The organism is Rhizobium sp. No.120 (genome assembly GCF_054558365.1).
Genome location: NZ_BAAJNQ010000007.1, coordinates 104,843 through 123,176 on the forward strand (window position 1 = coordinate 104,843; position 18,334 = coordinate 123,176).

Annotated in this window: 21 protein-coding genes; 12 read left to right on the forward strand and 9 right to left on the reverse strand. The window is 61.3% G+C overall.

Annotation, left to right across the window (positions count from 1 at the left end; genetic code table 11):
• Positions 1-110: 110 nt before the first annotated feature.
• The 3 genes from typA to ppa all read left to right on the forward strand — a co-directional run bounded on the left by typA (position 111) and on the right by ppa (position 3,272).
• Entirely contained in the window at positions 111-1,928 is a 1,818-nt protein-coding gene (typA, locus tag ACYJRZ_RS20095; protein WP_069613361.1) for a translational GTPase TypA, read from the forward strand.
• 200 nt (positions 1,929-2,128) lie between these two features.
• Positions 2,129-2,635 (forward strand): GNAT family N-acetyltransferase, encoded by a 507-nt coding sequence (locus ACYJRZ_RS20100; RefSeq protein WP_069613362.1) that lies wholly within the window; start codon positions 2,129-2,131, stop codon positions 2,633-2,635.
• A 100-nt stretch (positions 2,636-2,735) separates the two neighbouring features.
• Positions 2,736-3,272 (forward strand): inorganic diphosphatase, encoded by a 537-nt coding sequence (ppa, locus tag ACYJRZ_RS20105; RefSeq protein ID WP_459461865.1) that lies wholly within the window; start codon positions 2,736-2,738, stop codon positions 3,270-3,272.
• Here ppa and ACYJRZ_RS20110 read toward each other — a convergent pair whose 3' ends face one another.
• Positions 3,273-3,587, reverse strand: coding sequence for a DUF167 domain-containing protein (locus ACYJRZ_RS20110; RefSeq protein ID WP_459461867.1), 315 nt, complete (start codon positions 3,585-3,587; stop codon positions 3,273-3,275).
• Complete coding sequence (locus ACYJRZ_RS20115) at positions 3,584-3,907, reverse strand: YggT family protein (RefSeq protein WP_459462133.1); 324 nt, start codon at positions 3,905-3,907, stop codon at positions 3,584-3,586. Before ACYJRZ_RS20115 ends, ACYJRZ_RS20110 begins: the two co-directional genes overlap by 4 nt.
• Positions 3,908-4,013: 106 nt before the next feature.
• Here ACYJRZ_RS20115 and ACYJRZ_RS20120 point away from each other — a divergent pair, with 106 nt between their 5' ends.
• Positions 4,014-5,273 (forward strand): MFS transporter, encoded by a 1,260-nt coding sequence (locus ACYJRZ_RS20120; RefSeq protein ID WP_459461869.1) that lies wholly within the window; start codon positions 4,014-4,016, stop codon positions 5,271-5,273.
• A 67-nt stretch (positions 5,274-5,340) separates the two neighbouring features.
• Here the strand turns inward: ACYJRZ_RS20120 and ACYJRZ_RS20125 are convergent, their stop codons facing one another.
• The 6 genes from ACYJRZ_RS20125 to hemC all read right to left on the reverse strand — a co-directional run bounded on the left by ACYJRZ_RS20125 (position 5,341) and on the right by hemC (position 11,301).
• Positions 5,341-6,066, reverse strand: coding sequence for a glutamine amidotransferase (locus ACYJRZ_RS20125; RefSeq protein WP_459462135.1), 726 nt, complete (start codon positions 6,064-6,066; stop codon positions 5,341-5,343).
• Complete coding sequence (locus ACYJRZ_RS20130) at positions 6,059-6,544, reverse strand: tellurite resistance TerB family protein (protein ID WP_459461871.1); 486 nt, start codon at positions 6,542-6,544, stop codon at positions 6,059-6,061. The genes ACYJRZ_RS20125 and ACYJRZ_RS20130 overlap by 8 nt, the downstream gene beginning before the upstream one ends.
• Positions 6,545-6,653: 109 nt before the next feature.
• On the reverse strand, positions 6,654-8,261 hold the full coding sequence (locus ACYJRZ_RS20135; protein ID WP_459461873.1) for a heme biosynthesis HemY N-terminal domain-containing protein: 1,608 nt from the start codon (positions 8,259-8,261) through the stop codon (positions 6,654-6,656).
• A gap of 15 nt (positions 8,262-8,276) precedes the next feature.
• Positions 8,277-9,557: a COG4223 family protein gene (locus ACYJRZ_RS20140; protein ID WP_459461874.1), complete on the reverse strand. Its 1,281-nt coding sequence runs from the start codon at positions 9,555-9,557 to the stop codon at positions 8,277-8,279.
• 79 nt (positions 9,558-9,636) lie between these two features.
• Positions 9,637-10,365, reverse strand: coding sequence for a uroporphyrinogen-III synthase (locus tag ACYJRZ_RS20145; RefSeq protein ID WP_459461876.1), 729 nt, complete (start codon positions 10,363-10,365; stop codon positions 9,637-9,639).
• A 6-nt stretch (positions 10,366-10,371) separates the two neighbouring features.
• The gene (hemC, locus tag ACYJRZ_RS20150; protein ID WP_459461878.1) at positions 10,372-11,301 is read right to left on the reverse strand and encodes a hydroxymethylbilane synthase; all 930 of its coding nucleotides are present in this window, start codon (positions 11,299-11,301) and stop codon (positions 10,372-10,374) included.
• An 84-nt stretch (positions 11,302-11,385) separates the two neighbouring features.
• Here hemC and tsaD point away from each other — a divergent pair, with 84 nt between their 5' ends.
• The 5 genes from tsaD to ACYJRZ_RS20175 are packed head-to-tail and all read left to right on the forward strand — an operon-like array spanning position 11,386 to position 14,906.
• Positions 11,386-12,483 carry a tRNA (adenosine(37)-N6)-threonylcarbamoyltransferase complex transferase subunit TsaD gene (gene tsaD, locus ACYJRZ_RS20155; protein WP_459461880.1) on the forward strand — a complete coding sequence of 366 codons (1,098 nt, stop codon included), beginning with the start codon at positions 11,386-11,388 and terminating at the stop codon, positions 12,481-12,483.
• Positions 12,480-13,469: an NAD(P)H-dependent glycerol-3-phosphate dehydrogenase gene (locus tag ACYJRZ_RS20160; protein ID WP_459461882.1), complete on the forward strand. Its 990-nt coding sequence runs from the start codon at positions 12,480-12,482 to the stop codon at positions 13,467-13,469. Before tsaD ends, ACYJRZ_RS20160 begins: the two co-directional genes overlap by 4 nt.
• A gap of 41 nt (positions 13,470-13,510) precedes the next feature.
• Positions 13,511-13,804, forward strand: coding sequence for a YciI-like protein (locus ACYJRZ_RS20165; protein ID WP_459461884.1), 294 nt, complete (start codon positions 13,511-13,513; stop codon positions 13,802-13,804).
• Between the two features lie 3 nt (positions 13,805-13,807).
• Positions 13,808-14,239, forward strand: a complete 432-nt coding sequence (locus ACYJRZ_RS20170) for an EVE domain-containing protein (RefSeq protein ID WP_459461886.1) — start codon at positions 13,808-13,810, stop codon at positions 14,237-14,239.
• A gap of 16 nt (positions 14,240-14,255) precedes the next feature.
• A complete protein-coding gene (locus tag ACYJRZ_RS20175; RefSeq protein WP_459461888.1) occupies positions 14,256-14,906 on the forward strand; it encodes a class I SAM-dependent methyltransferase in 651 nt (216 codons plus the stop codon).
• A gap of 4 nt (positions 14,907-14,910) precedes the next feature.
• Here the strand turns inward: ACYJRZ_RS20175 and ACYJRZ_RS20180 are convergent, their stop codons facing one another.
• Entirely contained in the window at positions 14,911-15,306 is a 396-nt protein-coding gene (locus ACYJRZ_RS20180; RefSeq protein ID WP_459461890.1) for a hypothetical protein, read from the reverse strand.
• Positions 15,307-15,608: 302 nt separating this feature from the next.
• Here ACYJRZ_RS20180 and sdhC point away from each other — a divergent pair, with 302 nt between their 5' ends.
• The 3 genes from sdhC to sdhA all read left to right on the forward strand — a co-directional run bounded on the left by sdhC (position 15,609) and on the right by sdhA (position 18,317).
• A complete protein-coding gene (gene sdhC / locus ACYJRZ_RS20185; RefSeq protein ID WP_132720613.1) occupies positions 15,609-16,007 on the forward strand; it encodes a succinate dehydrogenase, cytochrome b556 subunit in 399 nt (132 codons plus the stop codon).
• 65 nt (positions 16,008-16,072) lie between these two features.
• On the forward strand, positions 16,073-16,453 hold the full coding sequence (gene sdhD / locus ACYJRZ_RS20190) for a succinate dehydrogenase, hydrophobic membrane anchor protein (RefSeq protein ID WP_459461892.1): 381 nt from the start codon (positions 16,073-16,075) through the stop codon (positions 16,451-16,453).
• Between the two features lie 7 nt (positions 16,454-16,460).
• Entirely contained in the window at positions 16,461-18,317 is a 1,857-nt protein-coding gene (sdhA, locus tag ACYJRZ_RS20195) for a succinate dehydrogenase flavoprotein subunit (protein ID WP_459461894.1), read from the forward strand.
• The last annotated feature ends 17 nt before the right edge of the window (positions 18,318-18,334 follow it).

The following is an 18,334-nucleotide window of genomic DNA, read 5'->3' on the forward strand; positions in this document are numbered from 1 at the left end:
CCCTTTCTTGCCTCCCCCCTTTCGCATTCGCGAAAAAAAGGGTATGAGCGCGCCAAATGCAATTGGCGTGTTACTGAAACACTGCGCCCCAGCCTCAGAGATTAAGACATATGGCACTTCGCAACATCGCGATCATCGCGCACGTTGACCATGGGAAAACCACCCTCGTCGACGAGCTCCTGAAGCAATCCGGCTCGTTCCGCGAGAACCAGCGCGTTGCCGAACGCGTCATGGACTCGAACGATCTGGAAAAGGAGCGCGGTATCACCATTCTTGCCAAGGCGACCTCGGTCGTCTGGAAGGACACCCGCATCAACATCGTTGACACCCCCGGCCACGCCGACTTTGGCGGTGAAGTCGAGCGCATCCTCTCGATGGTGGATGGCGCGATCGTTCTCGTCGACGCCGCCGAAGGCCCGATGCCGCAGACCAAATTCGTCGTCGGCAAGGCGCTCAAGGTCGGCCTGCGCCCGATCGTTGCGATCAACAAGATCGACCGTCCGGACGCCCGCGCAGACGAAGTCATCAACGAAGTCTTCGATCTCTTCGCCAATCTCGACGCCACCGACGAACAGCTCGATTTCCCGATCCTCTACGGTTCCGGCCGTAACGGCTGGATGAACTATTCGCCTGACGGCCCGAAGGAAGAGGGCCTCGGTCCGCTTCTTGATCTCGTTGTCAAGCACGTTCCCGAGCCGACCGTTGGCGAAGGCCCGTTCCGCATGATCGGCACGATCCTGGAAGCCAACCCCTTCCTCGGCCGCATCATCACCGGCCGCATCCACTCCGGCTCGATCAAGCCGAACCAGGCTGTCAAGGTTCTGGGTGCAGACGGCAACCTCATCGAAACCGGCCGTATCTCCAAGATCCTCGCTTTCCGCGGCATTGAGCGTCAGCCGATCGAAGAAGCGCAGGCAGGCGACATCGTCGCCATCGCCGGCCTTTCCAAGGGCACGGTTGCCGACACTTTCTGCGACCCGCAGGTTAGCGAGCCGCTGGTCGCGCAGCCGATCGACCCGCCAACCGTCACTATGTCCTTCATCGTCAACGACAGCCCCTATGCGGGCACCGAAGGCGACAAGGTCACCTCGCGCGTCATCCGCGACCGCCTCTTCAAGGAAGCCGAAGGCAACGTCGCGCTGAAGATCGAGGAAGCCGAGGGCAAGGACTCCTTCTACGTGTCCGGCCGTGGTGAATTGCAGCTCGCAGTTCTGATCGAAACCATGCGCCGCGAAGGCTTCGAGCTTGCCGTCTCGCGTCCGCGCGTCGTCATGCACAAGGATGAGAACGGCCAGCTGCTCGAGCCGATCGAAGAAGTCGTCATCGACGTCGATGAAGAGCATTCCGGCATCGTCGTACAGAAGATGTCCGAGCGTAAGGCTGAAATGTCCGAGCTGCGTCCTTCGGGCGGCAATCGCGTCCGTCTCGTCTTCCTGGCGCCGACCCGCGGCCTTATCGGCTATCAATCGGAACTTCTGACCGATACGCGCGGAACGGCCGTCATGAACCGTCTGTTCCATGACTATCAGCCGTACAAGGGCGAAATCGGCGGCCGCGTGAACGGCGTGCTGCTCGCCAACGAAGCCGGCGAAGCCGTGGCTTACGCCCTGTTCAACCTCGAAGACCGCGGTCCGATGATCATCGATGCCGGCGAGAAGGTCTATGCCGGCATGATCATCGGCATCCACTCGCGCGACAATGACCTCGAAGTCAACGTCCTGAAGGGCAAGAAGCTCACCAACATCCGCGCCGCCGGCAAGGACGAAGCCGTGAAGCTGACCCCACCGATCCGCATGACACTCGACCGTGCGCTTTCCTGGATCCAGGATGACGAGCTGGTGGAAGTGACGCCGAAGTCGATCCGCCTTCGCAAGATGTATCTCGATCCGAACGAGCGCAAGCGTTACGAGAAGGCTCGTCTGGCCTGATCATCCTAGCCGAGCAATGCATTGGACCCCGGCCTTCGCGCCGGGGTTTTTATTTGTATGTTCGGTTTTTGAGCCCTTGTCCTAAAGGTTAAAAAACCGTTAATTTTTGTTGATGATCCACGGATAAAGCCTGTGGGCAAGTCTGCCATCTTTATGAATGAGGATGGTTAATTCGCGTTGATAAGACCAGAGTAGACGTTATGAAGACGTTGTCGATTGATGTTCGGCGGGCAGAACCCCATGATGCCCGAGCCATTTCGGAGGTGCACCGCCAATCCTGGCAGTACACTTATGCCGGCATCATTCCGCATCGCGCCCTTGGGCAGATGATCGAGCGTCGCGGTGAAGCTTGGTGGCGCAAGGCGACCAGCGGTCCGGCAACGCTACTGGTTCTGGATGTTGCCGGCGAGATCGCAGGCTATGCCACGCTCGGCCTCAACCGCGCCCGCGCGCTGCCGCAGGAAGGCGAGATCTACGAACTCTATCTGCGCCCGCAATATCAGGGTCTCGGCCTCGGTCGCATGCTGTTCGGCGAGGCGCGCCGGCTGTTGAAGTCGCTCGGCTGCAAGGGGCTGGTCGTCTGGTGCCTTGAGGAAAACGAGAATGCCTACCGTTTCTATCGCGGGCAGGGCGGTGCGGATTTCTGCGAGGGCATTGAAACCTTCGATCACAGGCAACTGCGCAAGATCGGCTTCGTCTGGCCCTGAGTGGCAACTAAATCCATCCTGTTTTCCCGATGCGTTGTTGCGTTGCGGCATGAAACCGATTATTTGGCTGGCGGCAACCATCCTTATTTAGGGGACAAGCATGCGTATCGACGCGATTTCCATTGGCAAGAACCCGCCCGAAGACGTCAACGTCATCGTTGAAGTGCCGGTCGGCGGCCATCCGATCAAGTACGAAATGGACAAGGACGCCGGCACGCTGGTCGTCGACCGTTTCCTCTACACGCCGATGACCTATCCGGGCAATTACGGCTTCGTTCCGCACACGCTCTCCGAAGACGGCGACCCGATCGACGTTCTGATCGCCAGCACCCGTCCGCTGGTTCCGGGCTGCGTCATCAATGTTCGTCCGATCGGCGTGCTGAAGATGGAAGACAATTCCGGCAAGGACGAGAAGATCATTGCCGTTCCCTCACCGAAGCTGACGCTGCGCTATGAAAAGGTCAAGGAATATACCGACCTGCCGGAGATCACGCTGAAGCAGATCGAGCACTTCTTTGAGCACTACAAGGATCTCGAGCCCGGCAAGTGGGTGAAGATCTTCGGTTGGGGCGGCTCCAAGGAAGCCGGCGAGCTGATCGTTGAGGCTATCGCCCGCGCTAAGAAGGAAAAGGCCTGATCAGCCCTTTGTAATAGCGTTTAGTTTCTCCATCAAATCCTCCGGCTCGCCCTCGATCCGGAGGATTTTTTTGCGCGCCGTGTCGCCGCTGACGAGGGTAAACGTGGATTTGGGAATGCCGAGGCTCTTCGAAAGCAGAGCGATCAGCGCCTTGTTGGCCTTGCCTTTCTCGGGCACTGCAGAAACACGCGCCTTCAGATAGCATTCGCCATCGCCGCCGGCTTCCAGGCCATCGATTGCGTCACGCCCGCCATTGGGCGTGAGCCGCACGGAGAGCCTCACGTGATCCGGAAAGGCCTGCCAGGCCTTGTTCACCGCAGGAACAGGGGGACGATCGAATTCCACATCAGCGAGCGGATGAAGAAGATGATCAAGAGCAGGATGACCGGCGAAATGTCGATGCCGCCGAGGTCAGGCAGGATGCGGCGGATCGGCCGCAGGGCGGGCTCGGTGACCGCATAAAGGAAGTTGCCGACGGAGCTGACGAATTGATTGCTCGAATTGATGACGTTGAATGCATAGAGCCAGGAAAAGATGGCGCTGGCGATCAATATCCAGGTATAAAGATTCAAAGCCAGATCAATGGTTTGAAATAAGGCGAGCATATTCGTCTCCCGTTCGCGGTTGACAGACATGTAGACATTGGCGACTAAACGAGCAAGTCCCATGCTTTGAAGCATGTTGAATCATGTTTAAAAGGCCGGCATTTGCGCTAGCGGCCCGGTCGGAAAGTCTCGTCCCATGTCATTCGGTGCCAGCGGAGACCGGTTTGCCGCCTTCAGGCATGTTGCCTATACCTATTTTTTCTTCGCCCGGTTTTTGACGGGCTTTGCCACGCAGGTCGTCAGCGTCTCCGTCGGCTGGCAGATGTATGAGCACACCCGCCAGCCGATCTATCTCGGTCTGATCGGTCTGGTGCAGTTCCTGCCGTCGCTGCTGCTCATCCTGGTGACGGGCACGGCTGCGGACCGCTACAACAGGCGCCTGATTTCTGCGATCTGCATCTTCGTCGGCACCCTCTGTGCGGCCGCCCTGCTGTTCCTGACCGTATCGGGCACCTTCGCACCGCTGCCGGTGTTTCTGATCCTTACCGTCTTCGGTATCGAGCGCGCTTTCATGACGCCGGCCATGCAGTCGTTGGCGCCCAATCTGATCCCGCCCGAAGACCTGACGAACGCCATCACTTGGAACTCGATGTCATGGGATGCGGCCGCAATCCTTGGCCCCGTCGCCGGTGGCCTGCTTTATGGCATCGGGGCCGATGTCGCCTATTCCGTGGCCATGCTTTTCTTCGCGGCCGGTTCGGTGCTGACCTTCCTGATCCCCAAGCCGCAACAGCGCACCGCGCATGAGCGGCGTAGTCTCAACGAGATGCTCGCCGGCTTCCGTTTCATCTGGTCGGAAAAAGTGGTGCTGGGTGCGGTCTCGCTCGATCTTTTCGCCGTTCTCCTCGGCGGCGCCGTCGCGCTGATGCCCATCTATGCGCGCGATATCCTGACGCTCGGGCCCTGGGGCCTCGGCATGCTGCGCGCTGCGCCAAGCTTCGGCGCGATCGCTATGGGCCTGTTTCTGGCGACCTATCCTATCCGGAACCGCGCCGGCATCTGCATGTTTGCCGGCGTTGCCATGTTCGGCGTGGGTACGCTTGTCTTCGGCATTTCGCATACGCCCTGGCTGTCGATAATGGCTCTTGCCATTATGGGCGCCTCCGACCTGATTTCCGTCTATGTCCGCGAAACGCTGATCACGCTCTGGACGCCGGATCACGTGCGCGGCCGCGTCAACGCCGTCAACATGGTCTTCGTCGGTGCCTCGAACGAGCTTGGCGAGTTCCGTGCCGGTACGATGGCGCATTATTTCGGCGCGGTTCCCGCTGTTGTCATCGGAGGACTTGGCACGCTGACCGTCGCCATTCTTTGGGCCACCGGTTTCCCGCAGCTGCGCCGGATCGACAGCCTCAACGCACCGGATCGCGAGGGCGGCGAGCCGCAGCCGGTTTGAAGTGCTGCAATCGATTCATCGAAATTTCCGGTCATTTCCACCGCGCGCTTTCGTCAGGCGAAGACTTTTAGGCCGCCATTGCCTGCTTGCCCTCGAAGACGAGATTGAGGAATTCCGACAGCCAGGCCTTCAGCGCCGCGTCGAAGATCATGCGGCCTTCCAGATGTTCGCGGCCCTGCTGCGCGTTCGGCATGCAGAAGCGATGTTCGCCATGCACGACCCAGCGCTGCATCATGGCGCGTGTGAGTTCGGCATGGAATTGCAGGCCCCAGGCATTGGCGCCGTAGCGATAGGCCTGATTGGGGTAGGTTTCCGCCGTTGCCAGAAGGTCGGCGCCGTGCGGCAGGTCGAAGCCCTCGCGATGGAAATGATAGACCATCTGCGGCCAGCGCATCAGCAGGCGCCCCTTCTCCGTCGGCTGCAATGGATACCAGCCGATTTCCGTCTTGCCGTCGTCGCGCGCCTTCACCTTGGCGCCGAGATGGCGGGCGAGTAGCTGCGCGCCGAGGCAGATGCCGAGATAGGGACGGTTTTCCTTAAGCGGCACCTTCAGCCACTCGGTTTCAGCCTTGATGAAGTCGTCGGGGTCGTTGGCGCTCATTGGGCCGCCGAAGATCACGGCGCCGGCGTGCGCCTCCAGTGTCGAGGGGAGGGGATCGCCGAGAACCGGGCGCCGGATATCGAGATCGAAGCCTTTTTCCAGCAGCATCTGGCCAACGCGGCCGGGGCTGGAGCGCTCCTGATGCAGGACGATCAATATCGGGCGACCGGCGCTCTTCGGCGCTTCAATCATCATTGCCCGTCTCCACCCTGAAACCGGGCGCGCGTGCGGCTGCTTCCTGGCGCTTCATGATGCGCTCACGATCGGAAATGCCCATGAGATCGGCGATGCGCCAGATGGCATGATCTTCCATCTCGCTACGCTCGCCATCCGCATAGACGATGTCCCAGAGGATTCCGAGCAGTTCGAGCCGCTGCGCGCTGTCGAGATGGCGCTTCAGGTCCGAGGTGAAGCGATAATAGTCGACCGCTTCGCTTTCGGCTTCCTCACCGGCGGCGATCAGCTGATCGAGCTTGCGGCCATCAAGGCCATACTGCTCCTTCAGGAGCTTACGCAGCCGCTTCTTCTCGCTGTTCTCGATCTTGCCATCCGCCTCCATCACCTGGATGCAAAGAGCCGCCACGGCGACACGCGGGTCGTCGGGCGCAAAACCGGATCGGGGATGGTCTTGGGTCAGGTTATGAAGAAATTCCTGAAAGCGTTCGAACATGCGTCTCCATTCTCAAAACGGGCCGAGCACGGTTCTTGGGGCACCATGCTCCATTTTTTCTTCCCGAATTCCAGACGCAAAGTCGCTGCGCGCTTTTGCCGGAATTGCCTTAAAACAATTTGAGCCGTGTCTTCGATTCCGGTTCAAATTTATGATCTTTCACGCCCGGATCATCCGGCGCGCCACCGAAGAAGGGCCGAGGCTCCGCATCCTGCGTCGCCGGTTTGGGTGCTGTCTCGGACGCGCTCGGCACGGACTTTGCCACGGCGGGTTCCAATTCCATGACATAGGCATTGGTGGCTGGCGATGCAACTTTTGGTGAATTTGTCGTCTCCGCCGCGGTTGCGCGAGCGGACTCGCGCACCGGCGGCAGCGATTTCAGCGCCGCATCGACGGAGACCGCGGAACCCTCCTCGATCGGACCTTCGATCTGGCCGAAGGGCGCCTTCCATTCGAAGGCATCGAGGCGGCCGGTGACCGGCGACAGCGGCAGCCATTTTTCCGAGACGAAACCATCGGCGACCCAGGCAGGATCGCGCGGAGCGCGCAGCGCCTGCGCCATCCAATGGCGGACGCGGCCCTGATCGCCGGTTTCAGCCTCCTCAATATCGGCGAGAAGCAGGAACGCGCCTTCGCGCGCATCGATCCGTGCAGCAGCTTCTGCCTTGGCGCGCGCCTTGGCAAAATCGCCGGCATCCATTGCCGCCTTCGCGGTCAAGAGCAGGGCTTCGACATTATTCGGCCGGATCGCCTCGAGCCGTTCGGCGCGTTTCAGGCGATCAAGAACGGAATCGCCGCTGCGGGCTCGCACATAGGCTCTGCCGATTTCCGGATGCGGCTGCGCTTTCCAGACGTGCTCGAGTATGGAGGCAGCCTTCCGCACCTTGTCTTCACGGAACAAGGCCCTGGCAGCGATCAGCGCTGCGGGCACGAAATCGTCCACGAGCTTCAAGGCCGCCAGCGCATCGTCGCGCGCGCCGGCGGGATCGCCTTCCAATTTCTCGTCGGCACGCGCCGTCAGGAGCACGGCGCGTTGACGGTTGGCGGTTGCCTTATCGACGACATGGGCAGCCTTCTGCTGGTCGAGCAGCTTGATGGCATCGTCCCAGCGGCCGGCCTGGCTGCGATATTCCAGCGTCGCCTGTGCCGCCCATGGCAGATAGGGTGCCTGGTCGGCCGCCTTCTCAGCATATTGCCGCGCTGCTTCATGCGCCCCGAGGCGCTTGGCTTCGAGATAGAGGCCGCGCAGCCCGAGCTCGCGCGTTTCGGGATCATTGGCCATCTGTTCGAACTTCTGGCGCGCCTCGTCATGCCTGCCTTCGATCAAGGCGGCCTGAGCCTCAAGCAGGTTGATGAGCGGCTCCTGATCGGCGCGGATAAGGCCGCGGGTGCGGGCTGCCATCTTGCGGGCGAGCAGGGCATTGCCGGCGCCGGCGGCGATGAGGCCGGTGGAAAGCGCCTGATAGCCGCGGTCGCGCTTGCGGGCGCGGAAATAGCGGCTGACGGAGTACGGCGAATTCCAAATCAACCGCAGGAACCACCAGACGATCATCACCGCGGCTACGATTGCAATCAGGATCGCGGCGGCGACAATCAGCTTCGTCTGGTAAAGCTGGCCTTCCCAGACCAGCGAGAGATCGCCGGGGCGATCCGCGAGCCAGGAGAAACCATAGCCGAGAGCAAGGACGAGAATGGCGAAGATAATCAGTCTGATCATTGCTGCGCTCCGTCCTTAATTCTGTTTCCCGGTATTGGCGATCGCCTTCGACAAGGCATCACTTACCAGGTCCTCGACGCGGATGCGGGCCTCCAGCGATTGCTTGAAGGCGGCCGATGCGGATTTGGCGGCATCGGGCAGGCTGTTCCACTCGGTCACAGCGCCCGGAAGATCGCCATTTCTGACCTTGTCCTCGAAGCGGGCAGCGATGGCATCGATGCTGTCGCCGGGGACATTGCCAACAGGGCGGACCTGCACCAGCGACTTGGCGCCGGATACGAGGCGGCTGCTCCAGCTTTGGTTCGGATCATCGGTCTGCGCCGTTGCGACGATTGCCGTTGCGACATTCGAAACCTGGCGGATCAGGTCAGCCCGAGAGGGGACGCCGGTCTGAGCAAAATTCTTGAGGGCAGCGACAGCCGGGTCGTCTGGCGCGACATTGGCGAAGGTGTCGAGCTCGGGCTGGAAGGGGCCGCCGCGGTCGATGGCAGCCTTCAACGCCGCCGCCGCAATGGCGCGTGCCACAGCGCTCTCCTGGCTTGGTCCGCTCAGCTTCTTCTCGGCATCATCAAGACGCTTGCTGACTTCGGCATCGGAGGTAGCCTGGCTCTGCGTTGCCTTGCTGAGATCCGATTTCAGCTGCTCGACCTCGCTGGTGAGCGAAGCGATCTTCTGATCGGAGGCGGGATTTGCGGCGCCATTCGATCCGCTTGCCGAAGCGCCATTGGCCACGCTCGTCTCAAGCGCTGCGACGCGAGCGGCAAGCGTCGCGTCCGATTTGGCTGCCGGCGCGGCGGCGAGATTGGCGACGCTCTGCTTGAGACCGTCGATCTCCGCATTCAAGGCGGCGATCTCCGTCGAATTGTCTTTGCTCGCACGGCCGCCGGGCAGGAACCCTGCATATTGCAAGGCGCCGGCACCGATTAGGGCGATCAGCCCGCCGACGATACCGGCTGCGATCAGCCCCGAGGTTGAACCTGCGCGCGACTGCGAACGCTCGGTAAGAGGCGCTTGTTCGGCATGGGAGGCCGGAGAATCGGCCTGTTGTGCTGATGCACCTTGTGGCTCTTGCGGTGCAGCGTCGAAGATCGACTCTTGAGCTTCATTGCGAAGCGGCTCCTTGTCCGCTTCCAGCGGCATTTCCACTTCGTCGGCCGAGGAGCCGCCAAGCTCGCCATGGCCGCGCTCGGTCAAATCTTCGGGAGCTGCGTCCTGCGCAGTCTTTTCGGCTTCCAGGTCGATCGTGACCGGCTCGTCGTTGGGCTTCGAATGGTTAGGCGTGTTTCGCGATACCATGAGGTCCTCTTTTCATGCGCTGCAGCGAAGTTAGACAGACAAGACGATTATGGAAAGGCCTTACATCAAAATTGCGGCCTTACGCCCGGATCAGAAGCGCCAGAAGTCGGTCTTCATTCGGCATATCGGCGATACCGACATGCAACCGCATCGGCTCCGGAACCGCGTCTGCAACTGCTTCGCTCAAGCAAAGAAACCGGGTCTGGGCAAAAAGCTCCATGTTGTGGCCGACGAAAGGCAGACTGAAAAAGCGCCTGGCGGTTTCGAGAGAATAAAGCAGCACGGCGTCTGCGCGATCATCGGCGAAAAGCCGGTAAAGAGTGACCCCATCGGGGATGATATCCCGCATTCGGTAGCATTCGACGGTCAGAAAAGGTAGATGCCGCTTCGTCAATCCAGCTTCGAAGCCGGCTGCCCGCGGAAAACCTGCGAGATAAAGGAGAGGGGCGGTATCCCCGCCGGCAAAATAACTTGAAATCAGAGCGGCAAGCTCTGCCCCGCCTCCTTCGGCGACCTCGATATTGCTGAAGCCGAGCTCAGCGGCCTCTTTCGCCGTTGCCTTGCCCACCGCAAAGAGCGGTCGTTCGAGCTGAGGTTTGATATCGGTGCCAAGCAGCGCCACCACGCGGATTGCTTCGGCGCTGGTGACGGCGATGGCACCCTGCGTCGTCAGGAGCGCGCGTCTTGCTTCCCCGACATGATGGATGGGTTCGGCCAGCGGCAACAATAGAGCTTCGTGCCCCATCTGCGTCAGCCGCCGCATGGTGCGTTCACCCGAATGCTGAGGGCGGGTGACGACGACGCGCATCCTTTGTCAGATCCAGTCTTCGAAGAAGGTGCTGCCGGCTTCGGTGCGGATTGCCTGCCCGGCATTGACGCCGAGTGCCTCGGCATCGCGCCGGTGACCCTCGATGGTGGTCGTATGAACTTGGCGGCCATCCGGGGTGAGGATCATGCCGAAGAAGCGAAGATGGTCGCCTTCGCAGATCGCATAGCCGGCTATCGGCGTGCGACAGGAGCCGTCGAGCGCTGCCAGGAAGGCGCGCTCGCAGGATACGGCGTCGAAGGTCGGCGCATCATTGACGGCCGCGAGCAGGTCGTTCATCCTGATATCATCGATGCGGCTCTCGATGGCGATTGCGCCTTGTGCGGGCGCCGGCGGAAATTCGTCCGGATCGAGAATATCGGTGATGACCTCGACCATGCCGAGCCGCTTCAGGCCGGCAAGCGCCAACAAGGTCGCGTCGGCCTGTCCCTCTTCCAGCTTGCGCAGGCGGGTCTGAACCGAGCCGCGGAAAGTGATGACATTGATATCCGGGCGCAGACGGCGGATCAGCGCCTGGCGGCGCAGCGACGCAGAGCCGACGGTGGCGCCGTGCGGCAGCTCGATTAGTTTTGGCGCGGTGCGGCCAATGACGGAATCGCGAATGTCCTCGCGCGGCAAGTAGGCAGTCAAAGCAAGGCCTTCCGGCAGCTTCGTCGCCATATCCTTGGCCGAGTGCACGGCGAAGTCGAGCTCGCCCGAGGTCAGCTTCTCTTCCAGTTCCTCGGTGAACAGGCCCTTGCCGCCGATTGCGGCGAGCGACCGGTCGGTGATGCGGTCACCCTTGGTGGTGAGAACGACGATTTCGAACATCTCTTCCGGAAGGCCGTGGGCCGCCATCAGGCGGTCGCGCGCTTCTCGCGCCTGGGCGAGCGCCAGCGGGCTGCCGCGCGTGCCGATCCGGAAAGGTTTTGTTTGCATCCGCTTTGATCCGTTGTTACCGACAGTTCCCGTAACCATATTTCCGCTTTACCGCAATCGACCTGTAGGCAACGAACTATCTCCATGGCACCCGTTCTTCGTATTCTCGGCATCGAAACAAGCTGCGACGAAACCGCTGCGGCCATTGTCGAGCGCCAGGATGACGGCACGCCCAATGTCTGTTCCGATGTCGTCCTCAGCCAGTTGGACGAGCATAGCGCCTATGGCGGCGTCGTGCCCGAAATCGCCGCGCGTGCCCATGTCGAGGCGCTCGATACGCTGATCGACGAAGCATTGAAACGCGCCAATGTGTCGCTATCGGACGTCGATGCCATTGCCGCAACCTCCGGGCCGGGTCTCATCGGCGGCCTGCTCGTCGGTCTGATGACCGGCAAGGCGATCTCGCGCGCCACCGGCAAGCCACTATACGCCATCAACCATCTGGAAGGCCATGCCCTGACCGCGCGGCTGACCGACGGACTTGCCTTTCCCTACCTCATGCTCCTCGTTTCCGGCGGTCACACACAGCTGATCCTGGTGCGCGGTGTCGGCCAATATGAGCGCTGGGGCACGACCATCGACGATGCGCTCGGCGAAGCCTTCGACAAGACGGCCAAGCTTTTGGGGTTGCCTTATCCCGGCGGCCCGGCCGTGGAAGCAGCCGCCAAGGATGGTAATCCGGACCGCTTCGATCTGCCACGGCCGCTAGTCGGCGAGACGCGCCTCGATTTTTCCTTTTCCGGGCTGAAGACGGCGGTGCGGCAGGCGGCGACGGCGATCGCGCCTGTCACGGAGCAGGATATCGCCGATATCTGCGCCTCCTTCCAGAAGGCGATCTCGCGCACGCTGAAGGACCGGATCGGCCGCGGCCTGCAGCGCTTCAAGACGGAATTTCCGAAAATGGAAGAAAAGCCGTCGCTTGTCGTGGCCGGCGGCGTTGCCGCCAATCTCGAGCTGCGCCGCACGCTGCAGGAGCTTTGCGACGCCAATGGTTTCCGCTTCATCGCGCCGCCATTGAGTTTGTGTACGGATAATGCCGTCATGATCGCCTGGGCTGGACTGGAGCGCATGGCGACCGGCGTCGCCCCTGACGATCTCGATGTGCAGCCGCGCTCGCGCTGGCCGCTGGATCAGAAGGCGGAAACCCTGCTCGGACACGGTAAACGAGGAGCGAAGGCATGAGCGGCAATGAGCGGATCGCGGTCATCGGTGCCGGCGCTTTCGGCACAGCGCTTGCTGCCGTTATCGCGCTGACCGGTCGCGCCGAGGTGGTGCTCGTCGGCCGTAACGCAGGGCTGATGGCGGATCTTGCCGCTGATCGCATGCATGATGCCGCGTTGCCCGGAATCGAGCTGCCGGATTCGCTACGTTTTTCGGCCGAGGCGGATGCCATTTCCAATGCCGGCATCGTTCTCTTCGCCATGCCCTCGCAGGCGCAGGCCGATGCTGCCCGCCATTATGGCCCTTACCTCGCCAAGGATGCCGTCGTCGTCACCTGCGCCAAGGGTATCGACAAGGTCTCCGGCGACCTCCTGACGGACATGCTGGAGCGGGAGCTGCCACAGCACGCGATTGCCGTCCTCTCAGGACCGGGCTTTGCTGCGGATATTGCCAAGGGCCTGCCGACTGCCATGGCGATTGCCACAGCTGATATGGCGGTGGCCGAGAGGCTTGCGCAGGCGATTTCCGGCCCGACGTTTCGCCTCTACGCCTCGGATGACCGCATCGGCGTGCAGCTCGGCGGTGCCTTGAAGAATGTTCTCGCGATTGCCTGCGGCATCGTCGAGGGCCGCGGGATAGGCGATTCCGCCCGTGCGGCGCTGATCAGCCGCGGTCTTGCCGAGATGTCGCGCTTTGTCGCGGCCAAGGGCGGCAAGGCTGAAACCGTGCGCGGCCTGTCGGGTCTTGGCGATCTCGTGCTGACGGCGACCAGCCATCAATCCCGCAATCTGCGTTTCGGCATTGCCCTTGGTAAGGGAGAAATGGTTGACCCAACGCGTGGCACGCTGGTCGAAGGCGCCTATGCCGCATCCATTGCCGCGCGGCTTGCCCACGAACTCGGCGTTGACATGCCGATCACCGACGCGGTGTCCGCCATCATCGACGGCAAGCTCGACATAACCACAGCTATCGGGCAATTGATGACGCGGCCGATCACCACGGAATAGTTTCTGGGGAATAATTTCTGAATATCTGAAGGAGCCAAGCAATGCTTTTCGCCTTTGTCTGCAAGGACAAGCCCGGTCACCTGAATGTTCGCATGGAGACGCGCCCGGCGCATCTGGAGCATCTGAACAAGCTCAATGCCGAAGGGACGCTGAAGATGGCCGGTCCCTTCCTGGACGCAGAGGGCAAGCCGAACGGTAGTCTCGTCATCGTGAATGCCGACAGCGTCGAAGCGGCCAAGGCGCTTGCCGATGCGGATCCCTATACGAAGGCCGGGCTGTTCGAGAGCGTCGAGATCAAGCCGTTCAACTGGGTCTTCAACAATCCGGAGGCATGAGGGATGGCGCACTGGCTTTATAAATCCGAGCCGTCCTCCTGGTCCTGGCAGCAGCAGAAGGATGCCGGCGAAAAAGGCACCGAATGGACTGGCGTGCGCAACTATCTTGCCCGCAACAACATGCGGGCCATGCAGATCGGCGACAAGGGCTTCTTCTATCACTCCAATGACGGGTTGGAAGTCGTCGGTATCGTCGAAGTTTGCGCGCTGGCGCATCCGGATTCGACCGCGAAGGATGATCCGCGCTGGGAATGCGTTGATATCCGCGCCGTACGCGACATGCCGAATCCGGTGTCGCTCAAGGATATCAAGGCCAATCCGAAGCTCTCGCAAATGTCGCTCGTCACCTCCATGCGGCTTTCCGTGCAGCCGGTGACGGATGATGAATGGCTCGAAGTCTGCCGCATGGGCGGCTTGGACAATCCGCCGGCTTGATCCGGCTGGAGGTTGAGTGAAAACCGATCCCGAGAGCTTCATCCGTGCCAATACAAGTCTCATGGCGCCGCCGCATGTGCCGGAAATCCGGCTGCATCTGGCAAGCGAGGCGCATGATTTGTGGCTGAAGACGGAGGATGAACTCGAAGAAATTGGCCTGCCGCCGCCCTTCTGGGCCTTTGCCTGGGCGGGCGGTCAGGGTCTGGCGCGCTATATCCTCGATCATCCGGAGACCGTTGCAGGCAAGACCGTCCTAGATTTCGCCAGCGGCTCCGGACTTGTCGCGATTGCCGCGAAGCGTGCGGGTGCGCGACATGTGTTAGCCGTCGATGTCGATCCATGGGCGGGCACGGCGATCCGGCTCAATGCCTTTGAAAACGAGATCGATCTGGATTTTGCCGGCGACGATATCATCGGCGACGCCGTGGACGCGGATCTCATTCTTGCCGGCGACGTCTTCTACGATCGCGATTTTGCCGCTGGTCTTATTCCCTGGTTGCGGCGGTTGGCAGGCGAGGGGAAAACCGTGCTGGTCGGCGATCCAGGCAGGGCCTATCTTCCCAAGGAGCGCCTTGAGGCGCAGGCAACCTATCAGGTGCCGGTGACGCGGGCGCTGGAAGACAGCGAAATCAAAAAAACGACGGTCTGGCGTTTTCTCGCCGATTGAGAAATCAGTGCCTTATGACGCAGACACCCGCTTCATACGAGCAGGGATTGCCGGCATAGCGGACATCGATGACTTTTGCCTTCGGCCTTGGCTGCGCTGTGGCGGGCCGAGCGTAGGGATTGTAGCCGCCATAGCCGATGACATAGGTGCCGCCATCGGCCCGATAGACATCGGCCGAGCCGGCATAGCTGCCGGCGTTTGCCGCGTCATGCCGTTCCATGATGACGATCCGGGCAGGCTGCTGCTCGCGCCTCTGGGGCTGGGATATCTGGCTCAGGTGCACCAAGCCGGAGCGATCGTGATGATGCCAGTGGCGGTAGTCGCCCGCCGATGCCGGGGCGAAGGAAAGAGTGGCTGCCGCCAAAACGAGCGCTGCTGCCTTGAAAAGATGCGGCTTCATGATTCGCCTCGCTTCGATCGGTTAATGAAATCTTAACGGCAGATTGCCCCAAGACTGGCGCGAAGTCCACGTCTGGGTTGCCGAAATGGTAAACGGCCGGGGAATTGGAAGTCGTGCTTGCATGCTCGCTAAAGTGCAGCCCGACCCGAATCGATTAAATTCGATGCAGGCATCAATTGTGCTTGTGGATGGGCGTCTCTGTGATTAATGGTCGCAATGATGCAACGCACACTGCATGTCTCTGCGCGCGCGTTGCCCCGGATCACCGGGTTCTAAGCGTATCGTAACGCCGCGAGGTTCTGATGGCGAACGTCACACAAAACCGGCCTCTGTCGCCGCATCTGCAAATCTACAAACCCATTCCCACCATGGTCATGTCGATCCTCCACCGCATCACCGGCGGAGCGCTGTACTTCGGCACGCTGCTGGTCGCCTGGTGGCTGATTGCCGCCGCGACAGGGCAGGGCTATTTCGATCTGGTCAACTGGATCATGGGCACGATCATCGGCCGCATCATCCTGCTTGGCTACACCTGGGCGCTGCTGCACCATATGCTTGGCGGCCTGCGCCACTTCGTGTGGGATCTCGGGCATGGTTTCGATCCAGCCGTTTCGACCAGGATGGCCAAAGCCACGCTCATCGGCTCGATCTGTCTGACCGCGCTGGTCTGGATTATCGGTATCGTCATCCGGCTGGGTTGATTGGCATGATCGCTCCCGGAAGCGCCTGGGCGCATTTCGGGGTCATGCTTTAAAGGATATTTCTCATGGATATGCGCACTCCTCTGGGCAAAGTCCGCGGTCTCGGTTCCGCAAAGGAAGGTACCGATCATTTCTGGCGCCAGCGCCTGACCGCCGTTGCCAACGTTCCACTCTTCCTCTTCTTCGTCATCTTCCTGATGATCTATGCCGGCGCACCCTATGCCGAGGTCGTGCACGCGCTGTCGAACCCGATCGTCGCCGTCATCTTCGGCCTGATGGTGATCTCGGCCCTCATCCACATGAAGATCGGCATGCAGGTCATCATCGAGGACTATGTTCATGGCGAATTCGCCAAGATCGTCCTTCTCATGCTCAACACGTTCTTCGCGGTCGTTGTGGCGGGGCTCTGTCTTTTCGCCATTCTGAAGATCGCGTTCGTAGGATAATTGCATCATGGCACCGAACTCATCCGCTCAGAATGGGCCTGCCCAGAACGGGAAAGCCTACAAGTATGTCGATCACTCCTATGACGTGATCGTCGTCGGCGCCGGCGGCGCCGGCCTGCGCGCCACGCTCGGCATGGCCGAACAGGGCTTCCGCACCGCCTGCATCACCAAGGTCTTCCCGACTCGTTCGCACACCGTCGCAGCCCAGGGCGGCATCGCCGCTTCGCTGCAGAACATGACGCCGGATAGCTGGCAGTGGCATCTCTACGACACCGTCAAGGGTTCCGACTGGCTCGGCGATGTCGATGCCATGCAGTATATGGTCATGGAAGCGCCGAAGGCCGTCTACGAACTCGAGCATTACGGCGTGCCCTTCTCGCGTAACGAAGAGGGCAAGATCTATCAGCGCCCGTTCGGCGGCCACATGCAGAATTTCGGCGAGGGACCGCCGGTGCAGCGCACCTGTGCCGCTGCCGACCGTACGGGCCACGCCATCCTGCACACGCTCTACGGCCAGTCGCTGCGCAACAATGCGGAATTCTTCATCGAATATTTCGCGCTCGACCTTATCATGTCCGACGATGGCAGCCGTTGCACCGGCGTCGTCGCCTGGTGTCTCGATGACGGCACGATCCATCGCTTCGCCGCCAAGATGGTGGTGCTGGCGACCGGCGGCTACGGCCGCGCCTATTTCTCGGCAACATCAGCCCATACCTGCACCGGCGACGGCGGCGGCATGGTAGCTCGCGCCGGCCTGCCGCTGCAAGACATGGAATTCGTTCAGTTCCATCCGACCGGCATCTACGGTTCGGGCTGCCTGATCACCGAAGGCGCACGCGGCGAAGGCGGTTATCTCGTCAATTCAGAAGGCGAGCGCTTCATGGAGCGCTATGCGCCGTCGGCGAAGGATCTTGCCTCGCGCGATGTCGTCTCGCGCTGCATGACGCTTGAGATCCGCGAGGGCCGCGGCGTCGGCAAGAACAAGGATCACATCTTCCTGCATCTCGACCATCTCGATCCGGCCGTACTGCACGAGCGTCTTCCCGGTATTTCCGAGAGCGCCCGCATCTTCGCCGGCGTCGACGTGACCCGCGATCCGATTCCGGTCCTGCCGACCGTCCACTACAACATGGGCGGCATTCCGACGAACTACTGGGGCGAAGTGCTCAACGCCGACAGCAACAATCCCGAGCGCGTGCTGCCAGGCCTGATGGCCGTCGGCGAAGCGGGCTGCGCATCGGTGCATGGCGCCAATCGTCTCGGTTCCAACTCGCTGATCGACCTCGTGGTCTTCGGCCGCGCCGCCGCCATCCGCGCTGGCCAGGTCGTCGATCGCAACAGCCCGGTTCCGCCGGTCAATGTTGCTGCCTGCGATAAGATCATGGAGCGTTTCGACCGCCTGCGCCACGCCAGCGGCTCGACGCCGACGGCAGCGCTTCGTGAGAAAATGCAGCGCGCCATGCAAGAGGACGCCGCCGTGTTCCGTACCCAGGAATCGCTGGAATCCGGCTGCCGCCGCCTGTCGGAGATCTGGAAGGAACTGCCCGACATCAAGGTCACCGATCGCTCGCTGATCTGGAATTCCGATCTCGTCGAGACGCTGGAGTTGCACAATCTGATGGCCAACGCCATCACGACGATCTACGGCGCCGAGGCCCGCAAGGAAAGCCGTGGCTCGCATGCCCGCGAGGACTATACCGAGGGCAAGTTCGCCGGCCGCGACGACGAGAACTGGCGGAAGCATACGCTTGCCTGGGTCAACGAGGCAGGCGACGTGAAGCTCGACTATCGTCCGGTTCACACCGACCTGATCGCCGAAGGCATCGATCCGCACAAGATCGAGCCGAAGGCACGCGTGTACTGATCTGAGAGGAACTGACC